The sequence below is a fragment of the Ferroacidibacillus organovorans genome, from assembly GCF_001516615.1.
GTDB classification, from domain to species: Bacteria; Bacillota; Bacilli; order Alicyclobacillales; family SLC66; genus Ferroacidibacillus; species Ferroacidibacillus ferrooxidans_B.
The window spans coordinates 44,943-54,052 of sequence record NZ_LPVJ01000027.1 but is presented as its reverse complement, the minus strand read 5'-3'; the positions used below and the strand labels follow the sequence as shown (position 1 = coordinate 54,052).

General features: G+C 55.4%; 8 protein-coding genes. 6 read left to right on the top strand and 2 right to left on the bottom strand.

Annotated features, from left to right (window positions below; translation table 11 throughout):
• Positions 1-33: 33 nt before the first annotated feature.
• Complete coding sequence (locus ATW55_RS07440) at positions 34-2,034, bottom strand: type I restriction-modification system subunit M (protein ID WP_201024947.1); 2,001 nt, start codon at positions 2,032-2,034, stop codon at positions 34-36.
• A gap of 449 nt (positions 2,035-2,483) precedes the next feature.
• On the opposite strand from ATW55_RS07440, the gene ATW55_RS07435 reads away from it, so the two are divergent.
• A complete protein-coding gene (locus ATW55_RS07435; protein ID WP_067714960.1) occupies positions 2,484-2,843 on the top strand; it encodes an ImmA/IrrE family metallo-endopeptidase in 360 nt (119 codons plus the stop codon).
• A gap of 47 nt (positions 2,844-2,890) precedes the next feature.
• Here ATW55_RS07435 and ATW55_RS07430 read toward each other — a convergent pair whose 3' ends face one another.
• Positions 2,891-3,181, bottom strand: coding sequence for a hypothetical protein (locus ATW55_RS07430; RefSeq protein ID WP_067714956.1), 291 nt, complete (start codon positions 3,179-3,181; stop codon positions 2,891-2,893).
• Between the two features lie 261 nt (positions 3,182-3,442).
• Here ATW55_RS07430 and ATW55_RS07425 point away from each other — a divergent pair, with 261 nt between their 5' ends.
• From ATW55_RS07425 to ATW55_RS07405, 5 genes are all read left to right on the top strand, one after another.
• On the top strand, positions 3,443-4,243 hold the full coding sequence (locus tag ATW55_RS07425; protein WP_067714952.1) for a DNA adenine methylase: 801 nt from the start codon (positions 3,443-3,445) through the stop codon (positions 4,241-4,243).
• Positions 4,240-6,537 carry a type IV secretory system conjugative DNA transfer family protein gene (locus ATW55_RS07420; protein ID WP_067714948.1) on the top strand — a complete coding sequence of 766 codons (2,298 nt, stop codon included), beginning with the start codon at positions 4,240-4,242 and terminating at the stop codon, positions 6,535-6,537. The genes ATW55_RS07425 and ATW55_RS07420 overlap by 4 nt, the downstream gene beginning before the upstream one ends.
• 185 nt (positions 6,538-6,722) lie before the next feature.
• The gene (locus tag ATW55_RS07415; RefSeq protein ID WP_067714945.1) at positions 6,723-7,643 is read left to right on the top strand and encodes a replication-relaxation family protein; all 921 of its coding nucleotides are present in this window, start codon (positions 6,723-6,725) and stop codon (positions 7,641-7,643) included.
• Entirely contained in the window at positions 7,640-8,782 is a 1,143-nt protein-coding gene (dcm, locus tag ATW55_RS07410) for a DNA (cytosine-5-)-methyltransferase (protein ID WP_067714941.1), read from the top strand. The genes ATW55_RS07415 and dcm overlap by 4 nt, the downstream gene beginning before the upstream one ends.
• 81 nt (positions 8,783-8,863) lie before the next feature.
• Positions 8,864-9,091, top strand: coding sequence for a hypothetical protein (locus ATW55_RS07405; RefSeq protein WP_067714939.1), 228 nt, complete (start codon positions 8,864-8,866; stop codon positions 9,089-9,091).
• Positions 9,092-9,110: the final 19 nt, after the last annotated feature.

The window sequence follows — 9,110 nt, the reverse complement described above, 5'->3', positions numbered from 1 at the left end:
AACAAGTGATCTTGACCGATACACGTACTATTTCTAGCCGCTACGTTTCATTAACGTGGTGGCTATTTTACGCTTACTTTCAGCGTCATCTTGGAAAAACTTTGCCACTAAGTAGTCGTCAGGAATTAAACTATGGTGCCAGCCCGTTGAGATGATGGTTTTCAAGTCATAGCGAATCTGCTGCCACCAATTCACAAACACGCCGGCGCTCTTGAATTCATCGAGCACACGTAGAGGAACCAGTTGGTTCTTGAGTGTTGTCAGCAACTCGTGACGGACCTCCGGCATTTTCTTTCCGTCACTCAATCCGGCAAAGTCATCACGCGCTACCGCCCACCACGCCGCTAATGCATCCAAGTGAGCCGTGATTGTCCTCTGCAGGGACGGATCAGCCTCGAGAACTGCTTTGATGTGCGACTTCGTCGTAATCGAATCTTTGAACGCCAGATAGCCGTGACGGTCCGGTCTAAAAAGCGTATTCGGGTCGATCTCGAACCGAGCAAAGTCCTCGTCGCGGACTGTGACCTCAACCTCAGGAATACCGCCTATCAGGTGCGCCTGAACATCTTCCGGTTCTGGTTCAGGCGTATTATCCACGTAGCGACGAATGTTTAAGTTGTAGTCATGCTCGTCGACGATTTCCTGTTTGCTAACGAGGCGACTGTACTTGGGAATTTCTCGTTTATGGGTGAAGACATAATTGATTTTTTCGATGTCTTCGGGCCGTAGCTTGTTCTGTGCCTTACCTTCTGCATACTCACGGTCGGCATTGATAAACAACACCTTGTCGCGGAGTTCATCTGGCTTGTTTTTGTTGGCCACAATGACGCATGCAGGAATCCCTGTTCCATAGAAAAGCCCGGGCGGCAAGCTGATGATCGCCTCAATGACATTGTCTTCAATTAATATCTCACGGATCAATTTTTCTTTCCCGCCACGAAACAAAACGCCGTGCGGCATGATGGTCGCCATGTGCCCGTCCGATTTGAGACTGGCGAGCATGTGCTGGACAAACATCAAATCGGCTTTCTTGCCGGTTTCCGGACACCATTCCTTAAAACGACTCGGGAATTTCAAGTTGGCGCGACTATAATTCTGTGAAAACGGCGGATTGGCCAATACCCGATCAAATTTGCGAATCTGGCCCTTCTCAAGAATCAGCGGATCTTCCAGGGTATCTCCATTCTCAATGGTAAACCGCGTAATGTTATGTAGGATCATGTTCATGTTGCAAATGGACCAGACGGTACCATTCGAATCCTGACCATACAGGGCTAAATCATTCGGGTCTTGTCCTTGTTCTTCGACATACTGGTGTGCCTGAATGAGAAATCCACCGGATCCCACGGTGGGATCGTAAATCTCATGACCGGCTTGCGGTTTGGTGAGTTGCACTAGAAGACGCACCACTTCCGCAGGGGTATAAAACTCTCCGCCTTTTTTCCCAGCGCTGTCGGCAAAATACTTGATCAGATATTCGTACGCCGCTCCCAGAAGATCAGGAAACTCGAAATTGTCGTTTACCAACACAAACTGCGGTTGATTAAAGTGATCGAGCAAGTCTTTCCATTTCTGATCTGCGATCTTCGTCTTGCCCTTGACGGCATTAAAATCAATGTTGTTTTTGAGCACCCCAGCGAGTGCGTCATTTTCATCTTCTACGGCTGCAATCGCCTTGTTCAGCATATTGCCGATATCATGCTTTAAATCCTTTAACGCAGGAACGGTGTCTCCGTTTTCGTCAATCCATGACTCATGCCAACGCGCACGGACGGGCACGAAAAATGTCTCGCCATAGGACGTTTTATCTTCTAGCAACTCCTGGAGGAATTCGGGTTGGTCGCTTAAATGCGCATACTCTTTCAAACGTAATTGTTGGCGCTTCCGATCAAACTCATCCGACAGTCGTTTTAGAAATAACATTCCGAAAATAAATTCTTTGAACTCCGAAGCATCCATCTTGCCCCGCAAAATATCGGCCGCTTTAAACAGAAAGTTCTCAAGCTGAGATAAGGTAATTTTTTCACTAGACATAAAGACATGGCTCCTGCACTTTAAATTTCGATCCTTCTGGCGTACCGCTGGTGAGGCGAACAAATGCACAAACTATAGTTCATTAAAACCATCAGAGCGGGACTACTGATCGGCGATTATAGCGGACTGTGAATGATGCGACCCTATGTGATCCTGCCACCATTATAGTTCATTAGAAAGCTACTATACACCTGTCATTAAGTCCGATTCTTCGTAGTCGGGCGGGGCGTTTCTTTCAGTCGAAAAAGTCGTGCCAAGGAGTGCCCGCTCAACCTTTAGGCATTTTAAGGTTCGAAATTCGCGTTTAATGCTACACTTTTGTTACTGCCCTGTCTCATCATTCTACCAGACAGTCGGCAGGGTTGAGAGGCTGAATAGAGAAAATTGGTCAACCGACGCCAGTTTTATGAAAATTACATTCAACAAGCCCGGGGTGGGTGATGGTAAGGATGAATCCCGAAAAGATTCATCAGGCCGTGGACGCGCTCGTCCGTCGATATCGGACAAGCAATCCGTTTGTCTTGAGCAGATATCTCCAAATCGTACTGATGCCGAGAAAAGCGCCAGACGGCCTCTGGGGCATCTATGTCTGGCACGACGCGCACGCATACGTTGGGTATGACGAAGACTCCCCTATACCAAAACAATATGAATTTGTCGCGCACGGTATCGGACACTACATCCTTCACCGTGATGCGAAACCATTCATTCTGGAATTGCAGGCGGTGAAAGACTGCCCGCTCGAACATGAAGCCGAGATGTTCGCGGAGCGGCTGATCACGTCTGCGAGTGTCCACGCGCTCCTCTGAAGATCCCCTCGATCGCTACAGGCTCAGCGTTGCGAAAAGTACACACGTCACCCTTCGTCATCGTCCGCAACGACCGCCCCATCTTGTTTCACGTGTGTACCATCCATCAGAAGCTTGGCCACAAAATCGGCAAACCGCCGGAGTTCTTTTCCGCACTCCTCCATCGTCTGGGATTCAAAGAGGTACAAGAGCATCCATTTCTCTTCCGGCAGCAGTTGCTTCAGTTCCTCCGTCCATTCCTTTTTGACCGCATCCAAGGTATTTCGTGGCCGCAAATCATCCTCATAAAAGTCGTCAATGAGCTTCTCCGCCAGCAGTGTTCTCGCCAGTTCACACACGTGATTTCCCTCCTGTACCCGCTTGTCTGTCCGAGATTACCTCTGCTTCGCCCACGTCATCAAGTCGAATTTTGCACTCATTGGGGTCTCAATTAAATGCCTTCAAAAATAGCGAGCCACTCATGGCACCCGGCTGGCGCACCTTCTGCACCAAAGACCCCTATCCGGCGAGGTACGATGGCAATGTGGAAATCGATCGGTTCCACACGAAGGCAGCGACCGATGTCGCTGCCTTTTGCTGTCACTCAGGAGGTGCGTCCCATGGTCCCAAGTCCCATCAAGTGGCAGGGCGGCAAGGCGCGATTACGCCGCATCATCTTGCCCCGTATCCCGGAACACGTGTGTTATGTGGAGCCGTTTTTCGGGGCTGGATGGGTGTTCTTCGCCAAGCCCAAATCAAACGTGGAGGTGATTGCCGACGTCAATGCCGAACTGATGAACTTCTTTTCCGTGCTGAAATCAGATGTCGAGGGTTTCTTGCAGCAGTTTGACTGGACACTCTATTCGCGGGAGGAGTTCGTACACATCATGGAGCGTCGAGGACTCGAGCGGGGCCCGCTCACCCGCGCCTACGATTTCTTTTACCGCATTCAAAGTCACTTCGGTGGGAAGTACAACAACGCCATCGACTGGGGCTATGGCCGAGGAAAGCCTGCGTTCGATTTTGGTGGCATTCGACCCCGCATGGAACTGGCTCACGAACGCCTGCGCGGGGTCTACATCGAAAACCGACCTTTTCACGACGTGATCCCGCGCTTCGATGGACCCGACACGTTTTTCTATTGTGATCCCCCCTACTTCGATCTCACTGGCTACCACCAGCACCCGTTTGCCAAGGAAGATCACCTGCGCTTGCGAGACACACTGGCGAGCGTTCAGGGAAAGTGGCTGCTCAGCATCAATGACCACCCGGAGGTGCGGCACTGGTACGCTGACTTCCCGATGGACGCCGTGGATGTCCTGTACTCCATCAGTCGTCAAAAGTCCGGGCTCAAATCCGGCGAACTGCTCATCTCAAACTATGCCCTGCCGACAAGTCACGAAGAAGGCGTGGTCCCATGAACCCATCTATCAAGAAAGAGAAGCGTGATCCCGCCGAGCGATTCACCTATTACCGCCTGGCGTTACCAGCGGACAACACGACGACCCCGAAGCAGGCGCACACCTTGATTCAGTCCCTCGCAGAAATCGGTTGGCAGAAGGGTAAGCTTGGCTGGCAACGTCCTCTGCTCTTTCGGTTCCTGCTGCTGAAAGAGGCGGGGCAATCGACCGTTCGGCTTCTCTTTGGCATCCCGACGTCTCGGGACGACTCGTTTCGCTCGGCGTTTCGTGTCGCTTATCCGCACGTGCACTTAATTTCCGAACCAAGCCCTTTTCCGACCTCGCCTGCAGTAGACCGACGTGCCCTCGCCATCGCCTTTCGCAAGGGCGGACAGGGTCTGGAAACCTGGTTGCCCCTCGCCTCGTTTCGAATTGGCGGCCACGACGACCCGCTCGACGGGATTCTCGTCGCCATGGGGCAGGACACCGCGAGCCAATGGGTGCTCGAAGTCTTTATGACGCCGATGCGCGACAGACGATTTCAACGAGTCATTGCCGCCAAGAGCCGACCGCCCGGACAAAAAGGCAACGCTGGGTTCTCGCTCTCCGAAGTGTTCTCCGAAGTGTTCGGCACGTCTCCCCGTCCCAAGCAACCCGTGCATCCTACACCTGATCCATTCGTCAACATCCGTCCCCTTGTGCAATCCCGCATCAAGGCGACCGAGCGCCCCTTTCAGGTGTCCGTACGGCTTCTTGCCACCGGATCCACCAGTGCTCGGAGTCATCTGCACGCGATGCTTGGTGCCATAGCGCAACTGCGAAGCGAGGGTCGACTGGTGCCGAGTCGAATCGGCAAACGACGCCTGGCCAGGGCCATGCAGCGTGGTACCGCGACACGGCCGATGTGGTGGACTTCTGGAGAACTGGCGTCGCTGGTCCACTTGCCGGAACAGGAACAACCCGGATTTTCACACGTCGTCACCACGCAGGGGATTGTCATGCCACCACCTCCTGCCCTGACCAAGGGGCTGCGCCTGGGCTGGTCCAACTTCCCAGGCACGGAGGACCGGGAGATTCACATTTCACTCGGGCAGGCGGCCAAGCACACGTTTCTCGCGGGCGCGACGGGCTCCGGCAAGACAACGACGCTGCTCCACATCATGCTCGGCATGACCGAGGAGATGAACGCCCATCCGGACACTGCGCCCGGCTTCACGTTCTTCGACCCGCATGGCGGCGCCATCGAACGACTCTTGTCCCACATCCCACCGTCTCTGCACGACAAGGTGCATGTGATTCCCCTCGGACCCACACCGTTCCCACGCGGACTCAACCTGTTTCGCATGGAGCACAAATCGGACGCGGAGGCCATCACCGGGGAGTTTGTCACCACGCTGCAGGAACTCTGGCCAGGATCAAGACCGCGCTCGGAGCACTATCTGCGCAACAACGTGCTCTCCCTGCTGAGTGCCCCGCCCCAAACGGTGCTTGGCATCGCGCATCTGTTCTCAGATGACCGCTTTCGGGACCGGATCGTGCGGGACCTCCCACCCCACCTGCAGCAGTTCTGGACCGGGGAGTTTGCGGAAATCCGCAACATCGCGGATCACCTGGGGCCACTCTGGAACAAGCTCGGTGCACTCACGACCTACCCGTCTCTGCGTCGGATTCTTGGTCAAACAAAGAGCGCCATCGACACGCGCACCATCATGGATGACGGGCACATTGTGCTCATCGACGGATCGGGCTGCACCACGGACGCCGTGAAAATCATTGCCGGGCTCTACCTCATCGACCTGCACTTTACCTGCAAACGCCGCCCGGAGCACCGGTCTCGACTGCACATCTTCTTTGGCGATGAGAGCCACCTGTATGCCGTCAACGTGCTGCAAAAAATCCTCGCCGAAGACCGCAAATTCGGCCTGTCGCTGTTCTTGGCCACACAGTACTTGGACCAACTCCCCGACCCCATTCTGGCAGGCATTCTCGGTAACGTCGGCACGCTCATCTTGCTGCAGCTGGGGGGCCCGGACGCGGATCGGTTGACCCGGTGGCTGAAACCGGACGTGTCGTCGCGCGACCTGATGGCGCTCCCGGAGATGAACGCGCTCGTGCGCACGAAGCAGGGCGGCGGTGCGACGGAACTGTTCTCCATGCAAAGTCCGCTCGTGCCATCCGGCAATGCGGCATGGGCAGAGCAGGCCAAAGCGCACTCCGACCAGGTGGACGGCCGTTCCGCCGAACAGGTCGACGACGACATTCTGGCCATGTATCCCACTGCCAAGGGACGAGGAACCAACACCTTCCAGACCTAACAAGTCCCCTCCACCCCTTTTGGCTCACAGAGGGTTACGCATCGGGTTGTGCATAGCCTTTGGCACAGTCTTACGCATCGTGATGGACTCGCCTAAGTCCCCACATCCCGCGCGGGGCGCGCCGTGACAGCCGTCCGATTTCGGGACATTTGTCCACATCCGCCGCCCCGGAAAGGAAGAAGTCCATGTTTGTGCCTCGTCACATCGAACGTGAGATACTGCTCGCCCTCTACCGCTTCAGCCTGCTGACGACGGAGCAACTCAGTGTTCTGCTGCACTATGAACAACCCACCCTCTATGCCGCCTTTCGCACCCTGAAGCAGAAGGGGTGGACCGAGTCCCTGTCGCTCGATTTCCTGCCCCGCAATGTAAAAGGCTGGGTGCTCACGAAAGGGGGGATGGAGGTCGCCTTTGGGCTGACCAAGGAATACCGCACCCGCCTTCTCCGGGAGTCCAGCCTCTTTGCGGGGCAGACAGAACATCTATACGGAAGCAACCAATTTTTCATCGACCTGATCCGAACCAGTCTTGCTGGTGAGTTGTCTGAGGGGCTCATCGACTGGATTGGTATGCGCGACGCTGGTGAGCGTTACAGCATCACGGATCGAAACGGCAAGCGCTCCACCCCGCTGCGTCCGGACGGCATCGGCACCTATCGATTTCGAGATGAGAGCGAGGTCATTTTTCATGTGGAGTATGACACCGGCAGTGAACACCTGTGGGTGCTGCACAACAAGCTCTGGCAGTACGCGGATGTCCTGAAATCCTTCTGGGCAAACGTCTCCCTGGCGAACGTACTCTTCATCACCCGCGATGCGCGTCGCTCCGAGCGCATTCGGACGCTCTGGCGCGACATGTGCAAAGACGCCTTTTTGCGGCAGCCCATTCCTGCCGTGTGGACGGCTACGGAGTCCTCACTCGCCTCGGGACATCTGTTCGATTCGGTTTGGCAAGGCGTCGAAGGCGAACCCGTCTCCTTCCTCTACTTTCCACGTTTTGAAGGGGGACACGCAGACCGAAGCATCCCGTTTGGGAAACAGGTCCGCATCCAACCGACGTTTGGAAAGACGCATCGCAAAGGGCCTGCCAAGGAGGGCGACGCATGACACTGCGATTTCTCGATCTGTTTGCCGGTATCGGCGGCATGCGCCGCGGACTGGAGGATGCCGGGATGCAGTGTGTCGGTTATGTCGAGCGCGACAAGTTCGCCCGTCGTTCCTACGAAGCGATTTTTCAGACGAAGGGAGAATGGTTTGCCGATGATATCCAAACGGTGTGCGCAGACACCATGCCCGAGGCGGACATCTGGGCCTTCGGCTTCCCCTGCCAAGATCTCTCCGTCGCAGGGAAACAACTGGGATTTGGCGGCGAGCGAAGCAGCCTGTTCTTTCGCGTGCTTGCACTCGCTGGAGCCCGTCCCGAAACGGATCGACCCGAATGGCTGGTCGCTGAAAACGTTGGCGGCTTTCTCTTTTCAAACCGCGGCTACGACTTCCTTGCCGCCCAAATTGCACTGGCCGAAATCGGGTACGACTGTGAATGGGACGTGTGCAACGCGACCGCGTTCGGCATTCCCCAACACCGCGACCGCGTGTTCCTTGTCGGACATTCTCGAAGCTACGGTCGACGAACGCTATTTCCTCTCCACATCGACACAAGAGATCCTCCTACAGCAACTCATCCGGGAGCAAGTCGTCCAAGGGTCACCTGGCCAATCCCAGGCCCGTCCCTAACTGAACCCCGCGGGAGTGACCTAGCAAAGGAATTGATCGCCTCTGCCGTCGCGACACCTGGATTTCTCAGAAAGCACCAGCGTCGACGGTTCAAGGAACCGGATGCCCCCATGTTCACGCTCACTTCCATGGACACGCACGGCGTACTCGTCACAAGGCGTGGTCGCGGTCAAGACGCACGGTTCACGTTGCGCGATGTCGCCACGTGTCTCGATGCGAGCTACCACAAGGGGCTGGACGCCCATCAAATGCGCACCGGCGTGCTGGTCGGGGCAAGGGACTCGGTGCAGGGCGAAGACATGGGTATCCTTCGGGAACCGCGAATCCGACGTCTGACGCCAAGAGAATGCTGGCGACTCATGGGTCGGACAGATGAAGAGTTTGACCGGGCCAAAGCGACGCATGTCTCCGAGACCCAACTGTACAAACAGGCGGGCAATTCCGTCGTGCCCCAGATTGTAACCGCCCTTGGGCAACGCATCATCGAAGAGAGCCGCTCGTCACGTCTTTGACAGTTTCGTCCGTTTCGTACGGAACGCAACCCAAATTCAACGCACTTGTGATGATTCCAGAAGTCGAAAGAGGTGAAACCTGTGGATTTTATCAGTACGGGCATTGCGTGGGCAGAGCATGTCCTGCAAGCGGTGTTTCTCTGCGTGGCAGTGTATCGCGGTGTCAAACTCTACGCGCACGGAGAGCAGAATCGGCTGTGGGGCCACATCATTCTCTCGTGCATCCTAGCCATCTTCGTGTTCTTCCCGACCATTGCCGAATACCTCGCGCAGTACCTGTTGCAAAAACTGGGCATTACCCTCTCCTGACGAGGCGGCCGCCAAAGGA

Excerpts from the sequence above, each read along its gene's own strand:
- ATW55_RS07425 (WP_067714952.1), top strand. The coding sequence starts at position 3,443 with ATGGTCCCAAGTCCCATCAAGTGGCAGGGCGGCAAGGCGCGATTACGC.
- ATW55_RS07420 (WP_067714948.1), top strand. The coding sequence starts at position 4,240 with ATGAACCCATCTATCAAGAAAGAGAAGCGTGATCCCGCCGAGCGATTC.
- ATW55_RS07435 (WP_067714960.1), top strand. The coding sequence starts at position 2,484 with ATGAATCCCGAAAAGATTCATCAGGCCGTGGACGCGCTCGTCCGTCGA.
- ATW55_RS07440 (WP_201024947.1), bottom strand. The coding sequence starts at position 2,034 with ATGTCTAGTGAAAAAATTACCTTATCTCAGCTTGAGAACTTTCTGTTT.
- dcm (WP_067714941.1), top strand. The coding sequence starts at position 7,640 with ATGACACTGCGATTTCTCGATCTGTTTGCCGGTATCGGCGGCATGCGC.
- ATW55_RS07415 (WP_067714945.1), top strand. The coding sequence starts at position 6,723 with ATGTTTGTGCCTCGTCACATCGAACGTGAGATACTGCTCGCCCTCTAC.